The organism is Nitratireductor luteus, from assembly GCF_026162365.1.
Lineage (GTDB): Bacteria > Pseudomonadota > Alphaproteobacteria > Rhizobiales > Rhizobiaceae > Chelativorans > Chelativorans luteus.
On record NZ_JAOANW010000005.1, the window covers coordinates 283,767 to 298,113 of the forward strand.

The 14,347-nt window shown below is 62.7% G+C and carries 18 protein-coding genes and 1 pseudogene; 7 read left to right on the forward strand and 12 right to left on the reverse strand.

Going from position 1 to position 14,347, the window contains the following annotated elements; translation table 11 throughout:
- Window positions 1–4 precede the first annotated feature (4 nt).
- Together N1058_RS08330 and bla are read left to right on the forward strand one after the other, a co-directional pair.
- Complete coding sequence (locus tag N1058_RS08330) at window positions 5–358, forward strand: tRNA-binding protein (RefSeq protein ID WP_265517036.1); 354 nt, start codon at window positions 5–7, stop codon at window positions 356–358.
- A 359-nt stretch (window positions 359–717) separates the two neighbouring features.
- Window positions 718–1,592, forward strand: a pseudogene (gene bla, locus N1058_RS08335) (class A beta-lactamase).
- Between the two features lie 51 nt (window positions 1,593–1,643).
- Here bla and N1058_RS08340 read toward each other — a convergent pair.
- The 6 genes from N1058_RS08340 to N1058_RS08365 all read right to left on the reverse strand — a co-directional run bounded on the left by N1058_RS08340 (window position 1,644) and on the right by N1058_RS08365 (window position 6,335).
- A complete protein-coding gene (locus N1058_RS08340; protein ID WP_265517037.1) occupies window positions 1,644–2,255 on the reverse strand; it encodes a DNA-3-methyladenine glycosylase I in 612 nt (203 codons plus the stop codon).
- A gap of 34 nt (window positions 2,256–2,289) precedes the next feature.
- Window positions 2,290–2,577, reverse strand: coding sequence for a YciI family protein (locus N1058_RS08345; RefSeq protein ID WP_265517038.1), 288 nt, complete (start codon window positions 2,575–2,577; stop codon window positions 2,290–2,292).
- Window positions 2,578–2,617: 40 nt separating this feature from the next.
- Window positions 2,618–3,199: a TetR/AcrR family transcriptional regulator gene (locus tag N1058_RS08350; RefSeq protein WP_265517039.1), complete on the reverse strand. Its 582-nt coding sequence runs from the start codon at window positions 3,197–3,199 to the stop codon at window positions 2,618–2,620.
- A gap of 335 nt (window positions 3,200–3,534) precedes the next feature.
- Window positions 3,535–4,947: an ATP-binding protein gene (locus N1058_RS08355; RefSeq protein WP_265517040.1), complete on the reverse strand. Its 1,413-nt coding sequence runs from the start codon at window positions 4,945–4,947 to the stop codon at window positions 3,535–3,537.
- A 129-nt stretch (window positions 4,948–5,076) separates the two neighbouring features.
- On the reverse strand, window positions 5,077–5,814 hold the full coding sequence (locus N1058_RS08360; protein WP_265517041.1) for a response regulator: 738 nt from the start codon (window positions 5,812–5,814) through the stop codon (window positions 5,077–5,079).
- Window positions 5,811–6,335, reverse strand: coding sequence for a MarR family winged helix-turn-helix transcriptional regulator (locus N1058_RS08365; RefSeq protein ID WP_265517042.1), 525 nt, complete (start codon window positions 6,333–6,335; stop codon window positions 5,811–5,813). Before N1058_RS08365 ends, N1058_RS08360 begins: the two co-directional genes overlap by 4 nt.
- Window positions 6,336–6,572: 237 nt before the next feature.
- Between N1058_RS08365 and N1058_RS08370 the strand changes: the two genes are divergently transcribed.
- From N1058_RS08370 to N1058_RS08380, 3 genes are all read left to right on the forward strand, one after another.
- The gene (locus N1058_RS08370) at window positions 6,573–7,466 is read left to right on the forward strand and encodes a branched-chain amino acid aminotransferase (RefSeq protein WP_265517043.1); all 894 of its coding nucleotides are present in this window, start codon (window positions 6,573–6,575) and stop codon (window positions 7,464–7,466) included.
- 119 nt (window positions 7,467–7,585) lie between these two features.
- Window positions 7,586–7,861 (forward strand): hypothetical protein, encoded by a 276-nt coding sequence (locus N1058_RS08375; RefSeq protein ID WP_265517044.1) that lies wholly within the window; start codon window positions 7,586–7,588, stop codon window positions 7,859–7,861.
- Window positions 7,862–8,038: 177 nt separating this feature from the next.
- The gene (locus N1058_RS08380; RefSeq protein WP_265517045.1) at window positions 8,039–8,674 is read left to right on the forward strand and encodes an MBL fold metallo-hydrolase; all 636 of its coding nucleotides are present in this window, start codon (window positions 8,039–8,041) and stop codon (window positions 8,672–8,674) included.
- A 6-nt stretch (window positions 8,675–8,680) separates the two neighbouring features.
- On the opposite strand, the gene N1058_RS08385 is transcribed toward N1058_RS08380, so the two are convergent.
- The 5 genes from N1058_RS08385 to N1058_RS08405 form a co-directional block, all read right to left on the reverse strand.
- Window positions 8,681–9,154: a BA14K family protein gene (locus N1058_RS08385; protein WP_265517046.1), complete on the reverse strand. Its 474-nt coding sequence runs from the start codon at window positions 9,152–9,154 to the stop codon at window positions 8,681–8,683.
- A 183-nt stretch (window positions 9,155–9,337) separates the two neighbouring features.
- Window positions 9,338–9,550: a cold-shock protein gene (locus N1058_RS08390; RefSeq protein ID WP_265517047.1), complete on the reverse strand. Its 213-nt coding sequence runs from the start codon at window positions 9,548–9,550 to the stop codon at window positions 9,338–9,340.
- Between the two features lie 343 nt (window positions 9,551–9,893).
- Window positions 9,894–10,106: a cold-shock protein gene (locus tag N1058_RS08395; RefSeq protein WP_265517048.1), complete on the reverse strand. Its 213-nt coding sequence runs from the start codon at window positions 10,104–10,106 to the stop codon at window positions 9,894–9,896.
- 296 nt (window positions 10,107–10,402) lie between these two features.
- A complete protein-coding gene (locus N1058_RS08400) occupies window positions 10,403–11,164 on the reverse strand; it encodes an NIPSNAP family protein (RefSeq protein WP_265517049.1) in 762 nt (253 codons plus the stop codon).
- 161 nt (window positions 11,165–11,325) lie between these two features.
- The gene (locus N1058_RS08405; protein ID WP_265517050.1) at window positions 11,326–11,985 is read right to left on the reverse strand and encodes a class I SAM-dependent methyltransferase; all 660 of its coding nucleotides are present in this window, start codon (window positions 11,983–11,985) and stop codon (window positions 11,326–11,328) included.
- A 79-nt stretch (window positions 11,986–12,064) separates the two neighbouring features.
- Here N1058_RS08405 and N1058_RS08410 point away from each other — a divergent pair, with 79 nt between their 5' ends.
- Window positions 12,065–12,949, forward strand: coding sequence for a LysR family transcriptional regulator (locus tag N1058_RS08410; protein WP_265517051.1), 885 nt, complete (start codon window positions 12,065–12,067; stop codon window positions 12,947–12,949).
- A gap of 103 nt (window positions 12,950–13,052) precedes the next feature.
- On the opposite strand, the gene N1058_RS08415 is transcribed toward N1058_RS08410, so the two are convergent.
- On the reverse strand, window positions 13,053–13,634 hold the full coding sequence (locus N1058_RS08415) for a DUF2239 family protein (RefSeq protein WP_265517052.1): 582 nt from the start codon (window positions 13,632–13,634) through the stop codon (window positions 13,053–13,055).
- Between the two features lie 129 nt (window positions 13,635–13,763).
- Here N1058_RS08415 and N1058_RS08420 point away from each other — a divergent pair, with 129 nt between their 5' ends.
- Window positions 13,764–14,282: a SixA phosphatase family protein gene (locus N1058_RS08420; RefSeq protein WP_265517053.1), complete on the forward strand. Its 519-nt coding sequence runs from the start codon at window positions 13,764–13,766 to the stop codon at window positions 14,280–14,282.
- Window positions 14,283–14,347 lie beyond the last annotated feature (65 nt).

Genomic DNA, 14,347 nt, shown 5'->3' on the forward strand with positions numbered 1-14,347 from the left:
ACCCATGTCATCGGAAAAGGCGCCGGACATCGGCTTCGACGATTTCCTGAAGGTCGACATTAGAGCGGGCACGGTCGTCGAGGCCGAGCCCTTTCCCGAGGCGCGCAAGCCCGCACTCAAGCTCAAGATCGACTTCGGCCCGGAAATCGGCGTGAAGAAATCCTCGGCCCAGATCACGGTGCACTATCGGCCGGAAGAACTCGTCGGCCGCCAGGTGATGGCGGTGGTGAACTTCCCGCCGCGCCAGATCGGCAGGTTCATGTCCGAAGTGCTGACGCTCGGCTTTGCCGACGCGTCCGGCGACGTCGTGCTGGCGGTGCCGGACAAGAACGTGCCTGACGGCAGCCGGCTGCATTAGCGCGAGGAAGCTGGTCGACACGTCTTGGAAAACGGGAGACATCCCGCGGTTCGTCATCCAGGCCGACCGTAGGGAGAGCCGGCACCCATTGAGAGGCGCAGCCGGTCTCCGCAGAAAGGGCTGCCGGTGCTGAAGTGCACTCGGGCGAGGACCGGGCCGTGCCCCATGCGGCTCTTCCAATAGGCCCCGGATAGCCCTTGTGGGCTTCCGGGGTGACGGCGTGGCGCCGGGGAGCGGTTACGCCTCATACTCGTCACAGATCGAGTCTACCCAGCGTTGGCGGGGGCTTCGTCTATCGATCTATTGACGATTTTGGAGCTTTTTCATGCATATGATTATTTCACGGCGCGGTTTCGCGCTTGCGGCCGGCGCGTTCATGGCGGTCGGCATTGCTTCGAGTACTCATCTTACTCAGGCCCAGGCGCAGACCCGGATGGACGATCCGCTTTCCTTCAAGCTCGTGGAGATCGAGGCGCGGCTGGGCGCGCGGCTCGGCGCGGTCGTGCTGGACACGGAAACGGGAACGAAGTGGAGCCACCGCCCCGATGAGCGGTTTCCCCTCAACAGCACCTTCAAGGCGTTCGCCTGTGCGGCGGTTCTGGCGCGCGTCGACCGGGGCGAGGAAGATCTGAGCCGATCTATAGTCTTCCAGAAGAGCGATCTCGTCACATACTCGCCGGTCACGGAACTGCGCATAGCCGGCGAGGGGATGACTGTCGGTGAATTGTGCGAGGCCGCCACGGCCATGAGCGATAACACGGCCGCCAATCTGGTGCTGGGCAGCATCGGCGGGCCGGAAGGCTTTACCCGCTTCATGCGTTTCCTCGGCGACGAAGCAACCCGCCTCGACCGATGGGAAACGGAACTCAACGAGGCCGTACCCGGCGATCCCCGCGACACAACGACGCCAAACGCCATCGTGGAGAGCCTCCGCAAGCTGGTCCTTGCCGAAACCCTTTCGTCCGGCTCGCGCGGCCAGCTCGAAAGCTGGCTGGTCGGCAACAAGGTGGGCGGGCCGCTGCTGCGCGCGGGCCTGCCGGGGTCCTGGCGCATCGCCGACAGAACAGGAGCGGGCAGCTATGGCTCGCGCGGCATCGTAGCCGTGATCTGGCCGCCCCAACGCAAGCCTGTCGTCGCCGCCGTCTACATCACCCAGACCCAAGCATCCATGGACGCGCGCAACGCCGCCATCGCAGAGATCGGCAACACGCTCGCAACACTGATCGCCAAATAGACTGGAGAAGCGGCCCGCTTGCCGGGCCAAACCAAGAGAACAGGCGACCCCTCAGGCACTCGGCCGAGCAAACGCCGCTCGCGCATGTTCAACCTCGGGTCGGATTGAACAGCCTTCAGCGTGGTCGTTGATGAGGCCCATGGCCTGCATGAAGGCATAGACCGTTGTGGGACCGACGAACTTCCAGCCGCGCTTCCGCATGTCCTTCGACAATGCAATAGAGGCGATGGAAGTCGAGGCCGTTTGCGGCACAGCCAGTTCTTTGCGGCTCGGCTCAAAGCGCCACAGATAGGCAGCCAGCGAACCTTCCTCCGCGACGAGCGATTGCGCCCGCTTGGCGTTGTTGATGACCGCCTCGATCTTGCCGCGATGGCGCACGATCCCCTTATCGCCAAGCAGACGCTGGACATCGGCTTCGTCAAAACGCGCGATCCTGTCGAAGTCGAAGTGCCAGAAGGCTGCGCGAAAATTCTCTCGCTTGGCAAGGATGGTGCGCCAGCTTAGCCCGGACTGGAAGCTTTCCAGGCAGAGTTTTTCGAACAGTCGGCGGTCGTCATCAACCGGAAAGCCCCATTCGTTGTCGTGGTAGGCGAAAAACTCGGGCGCGGTGCCACACCAGCGACAGCGCGGTTTTCCATCGGGCCCGGGGATCGTTTTGCTCATCTGAAGGCTCTTTTGTGCGGGAAGAGGCAGGTGTTCAGCCCATAAGGAAGCTCAGCCGATCATCGGTGCGGTTGGGTGTGATTTCGAGAATTTCGGCGCTTACCACATTTTCCTCGACGAAAGGGTCTTCCCGAACGCGCATCTCGAGCTCGGCAAGCGCCGTGCCATGCGCCAGAATCACGCCGCCCGCATTGGGCTGAAGGCTGCCGACGAGGAGAAAGATGCCGTCTTCGACACCGCGCTGGATCCATGCCTTGTGCCCTTCCATAAATTGGGCAGCATGGGCCTTATTGTCGGAAAATTTGAGCAGAATGACAAACATGAGATGAACTCCTCTGAAACTGTTGAATCAACATCCGGGCCTACGGCGACGCGGCCTTCTGAACCTGTGCCTCCAGCCACGCATACATCTGGTCGACCTCCTGACGAATGAATGCTTCGTCGTGAAAGGCATTGGCCAGCGAGGCCACACCCTGGCTGCGGGCGAGGATGTGCATGGCGAGTGCATCGGCCTCGGCTTTCAGACCGAGCAGCACGAATTGACGGCGTAGCCAGTCCCGGAAAAGCGTGAAAATCGTCGTGGCGCCGTCCTGTGCCACATGGTCGAGCTTGGCCAACTCGGCACAAAGCGTTCCAACAGGGCAGCCATAGGCCATGATCTTCGCGCGGTTCGCGATGAGGATGCGGATGAAGCTTCGAATGCGCTCGGCCGGGCTACCCCCCTCAGCCTCCCATCGATCGAGCATCTCTTGGGTGTTGGCCAAGCGCAGGGCAACAACGGCGTCGAGAATCTGGTCCTTCGTCTTGAAATGATAGTAGAAATTCCCGCGTGAAATCCGCACGACGTCGGCGACGTCCGCAAACGAGGTATGCTCGTAACCTTGCCGATAGAACAGATGGTCGGCAGCTTCGACAATCTGCCTTCGCGTTTTCTCGGCGCTCACGGAACTCGGCTCCTTTGGCTGCATTATCACTTATGAAATTAGGACGGTTGACCTACAGCCAAAATTAGGACAAGCGCCCTAATCAGTCAAGGAGCAGGGATCAAGTCGAAGCATTTCCGACGGGCGGAATAACCGCTTGGATCACGACGACGCTTCTTTATCGTCATCGTGATTTATCCCCTTGCTGGAGCGTGATCTTTTCCGAAAACCGATGTCTACAGATCCTAGCTGCCCGACGCGTCCCTCGACTCAGAGCTGATCGGGCCCCAGCCGCAATGGCAGGTTGCTTCCAGCATGGTCCAGAACCTCCGCTTTCCCTCACGACCTGCCACCCATCACGCCGGCACGCGCACCACCACCCTCAAGCCACCCCGCGGGCTGTCCTCCAGCATCACGTCGCCACCGTGGCTGCGGGCGATGTCGCGGGCTATGGAGAGGCCGAGGCCGGTGCCGCTTTCGTCCTGGTTGCGCGCCGTGTCGAGCCTTACGAACGGCTTGAACACGTCCTCGCGCATCTCCTCCGGTATGCCGGGGCCGTCGTCGTCGACAGTGATCAGCAGCGTGCCGGTGCCGTGCCTGGCATCCACCTCCACGCTCGATGCATAGCGAAAGGCGTTGCCCACGACATTGTTCAGGAGCCGGGCGAAGGCGTTCGGGCGCACCGTGATTTCCGGTGAGCCGTTAAGCCTGGTCTTGAAGGCGCATTCGTGCAGTTTCGCCTGTTCCGCCAGCCTCTCGAAGCAGGTCTGCAGGTCGAAGGTGCCGGGGTCTTCGGAAGCTTCGCCGCGCGCGAAGGCCAGATAGCCCTCCAGCATCGAGCGCATGTCCTCGATGTCCTGGTCGAGCGCCTTCATGTCGGCCTTGGTGGAAGCGAGGGCGAGTTGCAGCTTGAACCGGGTGAGGATGGTGCGCAGATCGTGGCTGACGCCGGTCAGCATCGCCGTGCGCTGCTCGATCTGGCGCTCGATGCGCTCGCGCATCTGCAGGAAGGCGCTGCCCGCCCGGCGCACTTCCTCGGCGCCGCGCGGGCGGAAGTCGCTGGGCGTCGGGCGTCCCTTGCCGAAACTCTCGGCAGCTTCGGCAAGCTGCAGGATCGGCTTGATCTGGTTGCGCAGGAAGGCGACGGCGATCGTCAGCAGCACCAGCGAGGTGCCCACCATCCACAACAGGAAGATATGAGTGTTCGACGCATAGGCCTGGCTGCGCCGCGCGAAGACGCGCAGCACCTTGTCCGCAAGTTGGATACGGATTTCGACGACGTTTGAATCGCCCACCGTATCCAGCCAGAAGGGCCGGTTGATCTGGTGGGTGATCTCCTCGCTCAGCGTCTGGTCGAGAATGGAGAAGAAGGGTTTCGGCCCCGGCGCAGGCAGGGGATCGGGCGGTTCGATGCTGACCCGCAGCGACAGCCGCTCCTGCGCGATGCGGATGATGTTGGCGTAGTCTTCTTCGGTCGGATAGGTCTCTATGAGATCGATCACGGCGGCGATGTCGCGGGTGACCGCCTGCGACAGGCGCTGCGTAACCGTCTGCCAGTGCCGTTCCATGAAGACGAAGGCGATGACCGATTGCAGCAGGATCATCGGCGCGATCACGATGATGAGCGAGCGCGCATAAAGGCGCTTGGGCAGGAACCGCGAGATCCCCCGCCAGAACCGCCGCCACGGCCGGTTCAAGGCCCGCCAGAACCGCGCCGCGCGCACCACTGCTCCATGGCCGTGGGCAAAAGGCAGTTCGTATCTCGCCATTCCTTCCTTCCGTGCATCCGCGCGCGACCGACGCCAAAAAGGCGCAAGGCGCTGTAACGCATACTGAAGGATGACACTATAGCAATCGTCGCGGAATCCGGAATCGCTCGCCCGCGCGAGGGTGGAGGACTATTGCTCCACGCTCAGCTTGTAGCCGATGCCGCGCACGGTCTGCAGCCAGATGGGGTTGGAGGGATCCTGTTCGATCTTTCGGCGCAGGCGGTTGATCTGGACGTCGATGGTGCGCTCGCCCACTTCCGACTCCTCGCCCACCAGTTCGTGGCGGGGAATGGTCTCGCCGGCGCGTTCGGCGAAGATCACCATGATCTCGCGCTCGCGGTCGGTCAGCCTGATGGCGTGGCCGCCGCGTTTCAGTTCGCGCCTTGGGATCTGAAACGTATAGGGCCCGAATACGATCTGCTCCAGCTTGGGCGGCATCTGCTGGCCGCCGCGGCGCAGGATGTTGTTGACGCGCAGAACGAGTTCGCGCGGGTCGAAAGGCTTGGGCAGATAATCGTCGGCGCCGGCCTCCAATCCCGTCACGCGGCTGTCGGTCTCCGACAGGGCAGTCAGCATGAGGATAGGTACGCTCTTTTCCGCGCGCAGCCCGCGCGTCAGCGTAACGCCGTCCTCGCCCGGCATCATCACGTCGAGGATCAACAGGTCGAAGTCGAGACCGTCGAGCTTGCGACGTGCCTCGGCGGCGTTGCCTGCCACCGTCACCCGGAAGCCCTGCTCGCGGAGGAACCGGTTGAGCAGCGTGCGGATGCGCGTATCGTCGTCCACCACCAGCAGATGCGGTGCGTCGTCCGGCGGCGCGACTGGCGGTGCGGCTACGCTGTTTTCACTGGTCTGTATTGCGGTCATCTGTCCGAATCTCCCTCGCCCGAAGGAACGCCGCCACTGGAGGGCTCATCCACCTGAACCCTCAGTTCGGGGTTCACCATGGCCCGCAGGAACCGTTCGAGTGCGGCGCGGTCATCCAGCCCCGCTTCCTCAATTGCCGCACGGATGCGGCGGGACTGTGGCAGCGCCAGCGCCATCGCCAGCGCCTGTCCCTTCTTCGTCGGATAAAGCTCGCGCTGGCGCCGGTCGCGCGGCCCCTGCACCTGCACCACGTAGCCGGTGTCGACAAGCTGCTTGAGCACGCGGGCAAGACTCTGCTTGGTGATGCGCAGCACGTCCAGCAGTTCGGCCACGGTCAGGCCGGGCCGGCGGTTGACGAAATGCAGCACGCGGTGGTGCGCCCGGCCGAAGCCATAGCTGTCAAGTATCGCATCGGGGTCCGAAATGAAGTCCCGATAGGCAAAGAACAGCAGTTCGATCAGCGTGAAATCGATGTCTTCGCTCTCGGATGGATCAGCCCTTTTGGGCGCGCTCGGCTTCATGGATCGGCGGTTCCTCGTTTGCTTGACCAAAATTATGTCAGCCATATTGACATAATTAGGGCCGCTTGATAATTTTTGACAAGGTTTTCGGCCAATGGCGAACAAAAAGACGTCCACAGGTCGATTTTTCGGAACTTCCTGCAAGCTTGATTTGCTTCACATTGTAGTGTTCCGGCATATTGTTTTCAGTTCGCGCTCCTTTTGAATAGGCAGAAGGCGCATGCGGGAGAGGCTAGGATGGCATCGGTTCCTTTCGACCAACTGGATGGTTATATCTGGTTTAATGGCGAATTCGTTAAGTGGACGGACGCCAAGATCCATGTGCTCACCCATGGTCTGCACTATGCCAGTGCCGTGTTCGAGGGCGAGCGCGCCTATGGCGGGCAGATCTTCAAGCTGAGGGAGCATACGGAGCGGCTGCATGAATCCGCGCGCATCCTTGGCTTCACCATTCCCTATTCGGTTGAGGAAATCGACGCGGCCTGCAACGAACTCCTGGTCAAGCAGCGTCTGGAGGACGCCTATGTGCGCCCCATCGCCTGGCGCGGCAGCGAGATGATGGGCGTTTCGGCCCAGAAGAACCGCATCAACCTGGCCATCGCCATCTGGGAGTGGCCGAGCTATTTCGATCCGGAGCAGCGCCTGAAGGGCATCCGGCTCGACATCGCCGAATATTGCCGGCCCGATCCGCGCACCGCCCCGTCGAAGTCGAAGGCGGCCGGCCTCTACATGATCTGCACGCTGTCCAAGCATGCGGCGGAGGCCAAGGGCTACACGGATGCCATGATGCTCGACTGGCGTGGCCAGGTCGCCGAAGCCACCGGCGCCAACATCTTCTTCGTCAAGGATGGCGTGCTGCACACGCCGGTGCCGGACTGCTTCCTGGATGGAATCACCCGCCGCACCGTCATCGATCTGGCGCGCCGGCGCGGCCTCGAAGTGGTCGAGCGGGTCATCATGCCCGATGAGCTGGAAGGCTTCGAGCAGTGCTTCCTGTGTGGTACGGCGGCCGAGGTGACCCCGGTGTCCGAGATCGGTCGCTATTCGTTCGAAGTCGGTGAAATCACACGGCTTTTGATGAACGACTACGCCGAGGAAGTGCGGCCCCGTCAGCGCATGGCTGCCGAATAGCGCCGCTGTCGTCAGCGCAACTTAAGCGCGATGAAGCCAGCCTTATTTGACTTTGGTTGTATTCGCGGTTTCATGTACACGCCGGTCAGCAAGGCCGGCGTTTGCGTGAGGGAGCAGACATGGAAGCACTTCTTCCAATTATCGTTCAGGCGGTGACAGGCATCATCGGCGGCGAAGCCGTCGGCACGGTCGTCAAGCAGGCGGCCATGAGTCACGGCGTGAAGATCCTGAGCGGCATCATCGGCGGCGTCGGCGGTGGCGCGTTGCTTTCGAGCCTCGGAGGCGATGCGGGAGCGCTCGGCGGACTTTTGGGCGATGCTGTCGGCGGCGTTGCCGGCGGCGGTATCCTGACCGCCATTGTAGGCGCCGTCATGGGCGCGATGAAGAAAAGCTGAAGCCAGTTTCCAAGAGTTGCGAACGGGCGGCAAGTGCCGCCCGTTCTGTTATAAGAAGGAGGGGAGTGAGGGAATAGGGCAGTAGGGCAAGGGGCGACAGTCCTTTAACGGCCTTTCCCTGCTGCCTCGCTGCCCTATTCCCCTGCTTCCCTACTGCCCTAAAACCGGACCCCGACCATGCTCAAAGCCGCCATCGTTACCGTCACGCCTTTCCAGCAAAATTGCGCGATCCTTTTCGACGCCGAGCAAATGCGCGGTGTTGTGGTGGATCCGGGCGGGGAGGTCGACCGCATCCGCGCGACCATCGCCGAGACGGGCGTCATGATCGAGGCGATCTGGCTGACGCATGGCCATATCGACCATGCCGGCGGCGCGATGGATTTGAAGGAGGCATTGGGGGTAGACCTGATCGGCCCGCACGAGGCCGACCGGGAACTGTTGTCGAACCTGGCAACGCAGGCAAGGATGTTCGGCCTGACCGAGCCCGTGCGCAACGTTACACCGGACCGCTATCTTGAGGAGGGCGAGACCGTCTCCTTCGCCGGGCACGTCTTCGAGGTCTTCCATTGTCCCGGCCATGCGCCGGGCCATGTGGTCTTCTACAATGCGGCCGCGGGCTTCGCCCATGTGGGCGATGTCCTGTTCAGCGGCTCCGTCGGCCGCACAGACCTGCCCGGCGGCGACCATGCCGCGCTGATCCGCTCGATCAAGGAGAAGCTGTTGCCGCTCGGCGACGATGTAGGTTTTCTCTGCGGCCACGGCCCGGGAGGCCGCTTCGGCGACGAGCGCCGAAGCAATCCGTTCCTGGTGTAGGCCCGATCAGGGCTGGCAGAACCTCTGTTCGCCGCCATAGGTGGTGAATGTCCCGGTGCTCGGGTTGAAGCTCCGGTATCTCGCGCTGCAGGCCCGGTACCATTCGCGGCTCCAGGGTTCGAGCCCCGCCGACACGGTCACCGACCGGCGGACCGGGGCCGGACGATAATACTCATAGCTGCGATAGCGATATTCCGGCTCCCGGTAAGTCCGGTAGACCGGACGGGGGTAGGGGTCGTAGGGCGGATCGATATAGACGGGTTGCGCCCGCCTTGGCGGCTGCGCAAGGACGCTGCCAACGATGGCGCCCACTGCAAGACCGGCTATGCCGGCTGCGAGGGCGTCGGAGCCCCGGTCCCGTTCGACATAGACACGGCGATCATGTCCGTGCCAGCCGTCACCCGCCTGGGCGGGAATGGCCGAAACGGCGGTGGCCGCAACGGCGGCGGCAAGGATGGTGTTCCTCAAGATGGATGTCATGGCAGTCTGTCTCCTGTCGCGCGCTTCCAGCCGGCGCGATGCTGTGAGAAACCTAGCGCCCCCTAGCTGAACGGTAGCTGAATGGTAAACGCGGCATAAATAGGAACTCGAAAGCAGAAACGCCGGCGCGAGGCCGGCGTTTCAAAGATTCTTCTGCTGTGCTGGTATTGCGTCGGACCGGGATCAGCCGAGTTGCAGGTTGACGGCTTTGGGTCCCTTGCCGCGTTTGTCTGGCTCGGTGTCGAAAGCTACTTTCTGACCGTCCTCGAGTCCTGTGAGCCCCGATGCCTGAACGGCCGAGATGTGGACGAACACGTCCTTCTCGCCGTCATCCGGAGTGATGAAGCCGAAGCCCTTGGCGTGGTTGAAGAATTTCACGGTACCGGTTTGTGACATGGGAAGGATCCTTTTCTCCCGTCAATCTGTAGTGCTGCGAGCCTGGCGCGGTGAGGCCACGCTCTTCTTGTCTCGGTCGTTTACTGGGGGAGAAGAAACAGTCAGCTTCACGCTGGGATCCCTGACGGATTTGGTCGCGCGACATCCGGCTGCCTTATATGTCGTATACCGGGCATGCTATTCCAGTCTCCGGGCCGGCAAATACCCGAACGGCGGAAATCTTCCCTCATTTTCGGAAAACGGGCAAGCGAAAGTTTTGTGACCTATCAGCGGTTGTCGCGTGTCAAAGAAAAAGGCGCGGCAGTTGCCTGCCGCGCCTTTTGAAATTCGATTGCTGCCTTGTTTAGGCGGCGGAAAGATTCACGGCCTTGGGGCCTTTGCCCATGCGGTCGGGTTCGACGTCGAAGGAAACCTTCTGCCCGTCGACGAGCGTGCGCATGCCCGAACCCTCGACTGCGGAAATGTGGACGAAGACGTCCTTCGCGCCGTCGTCAGGCGTGATGAAGCCAAAGCCTTTGGTGGCGTTGAAGAATTTTACGGTGCCGGTCTGGGCCATGGGAAACTCCTTTTCCCGTTGGAGAGCAGGCGTCTGCACAACGTGCGCAGCTTCGCCGTCGTCGAGAGCTTAACAAGTCGGGGAAAGGGGTCGTCAAATCAAACGCTTCCAGTCTCCGGGTCTGCAACCACCCGAGCGCATGACTCATATCGCACGAAAAGGATTATCGCACAAGATAGTAGCGATGCCATCACGGGACGTTTCGTTCTGCCCGTGATGGATCGTGTTTCGGTGTGCAGGGTGGGCGGGTCCGTCTGTCATGTGCGTGGCTTTGCGGTTGCAGTTGGGAATAGGCGCTAGCGCAGGAGCGACCGTGCTGTAGGCTCCAGCCGAAGCTCTGTGGCCTCGATGGCGGATGCGCCTTTTGCTCGGGACGCACCCAGAAGACTCCAGAAGCCGGAACGCGACAACGCGCTCCGAAACGCTTCGTGACGTTCGGCATTCTCAAAGCGGTTTATCCAGATGAACGCCCTGTCGGTCCGCACGGGCAGGCGCGGATAGTTGTTTGGCATGTCCAACGTGGCAAAGGTGCCCAAAGGGCTTGCGCCGGCCTGGACAAGCAAGGGGTTGTAGGTGCTGTCGAACAGTTCCGCAAAGTCATTCACTTTCGTTTCCTTCAGGGAAATAATCGTGATCGCAAGCAGGTTCGGCGGCGCCTGCTCGGAAAGGCCCGGACGGGTGGCACCGACGAAATCGAAGCCGGGGCCGCAAGGACGCAGCAGATGGACGTCGTCGGAACATTCCATCGTCGCATTGGCAGCGTCCTTGTGTGCGCTCCATACGGGGCCGTCGTAGAAGGCGGCAAGCGCCTCGGCGCGCTGCTGCATGCCGGCAAAGCCTCTGAGCCATACGAAATCGTCCGGCCGGTCGAGGTCGCGGAACTGGCCGAGTACGGACATGCCACAGGTTTCCTGGCTTTCGATGAACTCTCGCTCGAAGAGGTCGATGAGATCTTCTCTCCGGTCCGGATGCAAACGATAGCGGCGAAGCTCGACAATCGATTGGAAGGGCGAAGAAAGAACTTCTGTGAAGGGCGTGGACGGCGAAGACTGGCTCATTTTCTCTCCGATTCAGGACGTTGAGCCCGTTCTAAGCCGTACCTGCTGCCAGCGTCCTGTCAGGAGCGCCGCATAGTTGCAGCTGTTCCCGGCGTGGCAATTGCCCTCCATTCGCAGACCAGCCGTGCAGGCCGGGGCGTTGCCGGTGCTTTGCGGCTCCTTCAAATTTTCCTGGCGACGATGAAATGAGCCGGCGGTCTGCGGGGAAAATCTCCCGTCTCGAGTATCTCGAAACCTGCAGCAGCGATCGTCCGCTCCAGCCCCTCCGTGGAAAGAAAATTCACATAGGGTGCCTTCCCGATGCGTTGGAGAAAGCCGATCAGCGCGCGGATCGCAAAGCCCTGCCCGGCGAAGCAGGGCGTCTTGGAGATGAAATGGCCGCCCGGCCTCACCAGCCTGCCGATCCGCTCCACAGCCGTCGGTACGTCCCCGATCAGGTGCAGCAGGTTGAAAGCCAGCGCCGCGTCGAAGGACGCTTCTGCGAATGGCGCGTCGAAGGGCGTGGCCCGTTCGAAATCCACATTGCCCACATTCTGCCGGGCGGCCTTCTCCCTGCCGATGGCCAGCATGGCCTCGGAAATGTCGGTGGCCGTGATGCGGCGCGCCGCGTTCGAAAGCAGCAGCGCCGTCGTCCCCGTGCCGCAGCCCAGTTCCAGGACCCGGTCCTCGCTGGAAAGGTAGGAGCGGGTCCGCTCGAGCGTCGTTTCGTAGGCGGCCTGGTCCTTGACCGGCCTTTTGGCGTAGCGCCTGGCGGTCCGGTCCCAGAAAGCCGCATCCGTGTTCGTCATCATTGCCTCGCCCTGGCCATCGGCCGCTGCCACATTGCTCGTCCGCTGATTGTAGCTATGCAAACTTTCGTTATAAACTGCCGAAATCGGCATTAGCTTCATACGAATTTGCATGAACTGGCAGAACATCTCCTTCGATTGGAACCAGGCCCGCGCCTTTCTGGCGACAGCGGAAGCGGGCTCCTTTTCGGCTGCGGCGCGTGCCATGGGGCTCACCCAGCCCACGCTGAGCCGGCAGGTGGCCGCGCTCGAATCCGGTCTCGGCGTCCTGCTCTTTCAGCGCGTTGGCCGCACCCTGCGGCTTACCGAGCCGGGGCTGGACCTGCTCGACCATTTTCGCGCGATGGGCGATGCCGCGCTGCAGATCTCGCTTGCCGCCTCCGGCCGTTCGCAGGCCGTCAGCGGGCGCGTGAGCATCACCGCGACGGATGTCATGTCGGCCTTTCGGCTGCCCGAGGCAATCAAGCGCATTGCCGAGGAGGCGCCCGGGATCGAGATCGACCTGGTGGTCTCCAATCAGATTCAGGATTTGCGAAGGCGCGAGGCGGACATCGCCATTCGCCATGTCCGCCCGCAGGAGGGAGACCTGGTGGCGCGCCTGTTGGGGGAGACGACCGCCCATCTTTATGCCGCCGCCAGCCTGCTGGACCGGCTGGGCCGCCCGTCCACGGTCGATGATTTGCGGGAGTTCCCCTTTGTCGGCTTCGCGCCCGTGGACCGGGTTCGCTCCGTCCTCAACGGCATGGGCCTGCCGGTCGACCGCAGCCAGTTCAAGGTCGTCACCGACAATGGCATCGCCATGTGCGAGCTGGTGAAGCACGGTCTCGGCGTCGGCGTCATGACGCGCGAGATGAGCCGGATGCTGCCGGGCGTGGAATGCGTGCTGCCGGATTTTCAACCGTTTCCCGTGCCGGTCTGGCTCACCACCCACCGCGAGCTCCACACCAGCAAGCGCATCAGGCTCGTCTTCGACATACTGGCGGAGGTGCTGCGTTGAGAGCTACAGCATCGGCCCGAAAATCGGAATCGATTTTCGGAAAGCACGATGCGTAGATTCAAACCTGTTGGAGCGCCGTGTGTCCAAAAGGACGCACGGCGCTCTAACGGGCAAAAGCCGGTTCGGCCAGCCTTTGCACATAGGCTCGCAGATCGCCCGGCCATTCGGCGATCCGTTTGCCGAAAGCCGCGCCGTCGCCCGCATACAGCGCACGCGCTGCCTCCTCGTAACCCGGCTTGTCGCCCAGCATCGCCAGCATGAAGCGGTCGGCTGCCGCGGCGGCCTTGCGCGCACGGTCCCGGCCGCCATTGGCCGCGCGGGCTGCATCGACCAGTTTCCGCAGCGTCGCCGAAGCGCCGCCCGGCTGGCCGGCGAGCCAGTCCCAGTGGCGGGGCAGCAACGTCACTTCACGGGCAACGACGCCGATTTTCGGCCGCCCCGGGCCGCGCGCCGGCGAGGCCGTGCGGGCAGGGGGCGTTGCCGCCGGTACGTCGAGCCGGGCGAGCATCTCCGCTTCGCTACCGGTCAGGTCGAAATCGACCTGACGGCCCGTGGCGTCGTCGAATATCAGCACGTTCTCGGTTCTGCCGTCGCGTTTCAGTTTCAGCGCGACATCGCGCTTGGCCCCTTGCGCAACACAGCGCTCGCCGTCGAAGGCCGTAAAGCCGTCTGTTTCCGCATCCATTGATCGCACTCCATTTGCCAGCGCATTTATACCCGGGTAAAAGACAAGTCAATATCACCCGGGTAATAATATGCGTTTACGCAGCCGGCCCCTATGTGCTACCGGCGGAGAGTGACGAAGGAGGCGGGATTGCGCGAACTGATCCTGATGCGGCACGGCAAGTCGAGCTGGGACGATCCTTCGCTCGACGATTTCGACCGGCCGCTGGCGCCGCGCGGGCGCAAGGCGGCGTCGCGCATGGGCACGGAGATCGCCGCGCGGGGCTGGCTGCCCGACCACGTCGTCGTGTCGGCGGCGCTGCGCACGCGGCAGACCTGGCGCCGCGTCGCGACGGAACTGGGCGGAGCGGCGCCGCGGCCGCAATATGACGAGACGCTCTACATGGCTTCAGCCGACCGGATGCTCGCCATCGTTCGCGCCGTGCCGGCCGATGTCTCACGCGTTCTGTTGGTCGGCCACAATCCCGGCATGGAGGATCTGGCGCGCGGGCTGGCCGGGCCGGGCTCCGACGCCGAGGCGCTGGCGGCCATGCGCGCCAAGTTTCCGACCGCGGCCCTTGCCGGATTCGAGCTCGATGGCGGATGGGCGGGCGTCGGCTTTGCCGCGGCAAGACTGAGGCATTTCCTGCGCCCCAGGACGCTGGATTAAAAAGGCCATCCTGACAGCCTCCTGTCAGCAGAGCGCGGCGGTCTCAACTTCCTGACCGCGACCCC

What these genes read in the sequence shown, in the direction of transcription:
- N1058_RS08340 (WP_265517037.1), bottom strand. Translation starts at nt 2,255, where the DNA reads ATGAGCAAAACGATCCCCGGGCCCGATGGAAAACCGCGCTGTCGCTGG.
- N1058_RS08360 (WP_265517041.1), bottom strand. Translation starts at nt 5,814, where the DNA reads ATGACCGCAATACAGACCAGTGAAAACAGCGTAGCCGCACCGCCAGTC.
- N1058_RS08330 (WP_265517036.1), top strand. Translation starts at nt 5, where the DNA reads ATGTCATCGGAAAAGGCGCCGGACATCGGCTTCGACGATTTCCTGAAG.
- N1058_RS08410 (WP_265517051.1), top strand. Translation starts at nt 12,065, where the DNA reads ATGAACTGGCAGAACATCTCCTTCGATTGGAACCAGGCCCGCGCCTTT.
- N1058_RS08370 (WP_265517043.1), top strand. Translation starts at nt 6,573, where the DNA reads ATGGCATCGGTTCCTTTCGACCAACTGGATGGTTATATCTGGTTTAAT.
- N1058_RS08380 (WP_265517045.1), top strand. Translation starts at nt 8,039, where the DNA reads ATGCTCAAAGCCGCCATCGTTACCGTCACGCCTTTCCAGCAAAATTGC.
- N1058_RS08395 (WP_265517048.1), bottom strand. Translation starts at nt 10,106, where the DNA reads ATGGCCCAGACCGGCACCGTAAAATTCTTCAACGCCACCAAAGGCTTT.
- N1058_RS08400 (WP_265517049.1), bottom strand. Translation starts at nt 11,164, where the DNA reads ATGAGCCAGTCTTCGCCGTCCACGCCCTTCACAGAAGTTCTTTCTTCG.
- N1058_RS08355 (WP_265517040.1), bottom strand. Translation starts at nt 4,947, where the DNA reads ATGGCGAGATACGAACTGCCTTTTGCCCACGGCCATGGAGCAGTGGTG.
- N1058_RS08385 (WP_265517046.1), bottom strand. Translation starts at nt 9,154, where the DNA reads ATGACATCCATCTTGAGGAACACCATCCTTGCCGCCGCCGTTGCGGCC.
- N1058_RS08415 (WP_265517052.1), bottom strand. Translation starts at nt 13,634, where the DNA reads ATGGATGCGGAAACAGACGGCTTTACGGCCTTCGACGGCGAGCGCTGT.
- N1058_RS08375 (WP_265517044.1), top strand. Translation starts at nt 7,586, where the DNA reads ATGGAAGCACTTCTTCCAATTATCGTTCAGGCGGTGACAGGCATCATC.
- N1058_RS08345 (WP_265517038.1), bottom strand. Translation starts at nt 2,577, where the DNA reads ATGTTTGTCATTCTGCTCAAATTTTCCGACAATAAGGCCCATGCTGCC.
- N1058_RS08365 (WP_265517042.1), bottom strand. Translation starts at nt 6,335, where the DNA reads ATGAAGCCGAGCGCGCCCAAAAGGGCTGATCCATCCGAGAGCGAAGAC.
- N1058_RS08390 (WP_265517047.1), bottom strand. Translation starts at nt 9,550, where the DNA reads ATGTCACAAACCGGTACCGTGAAATTCTTCAACCACGCCAAGGGCTTC.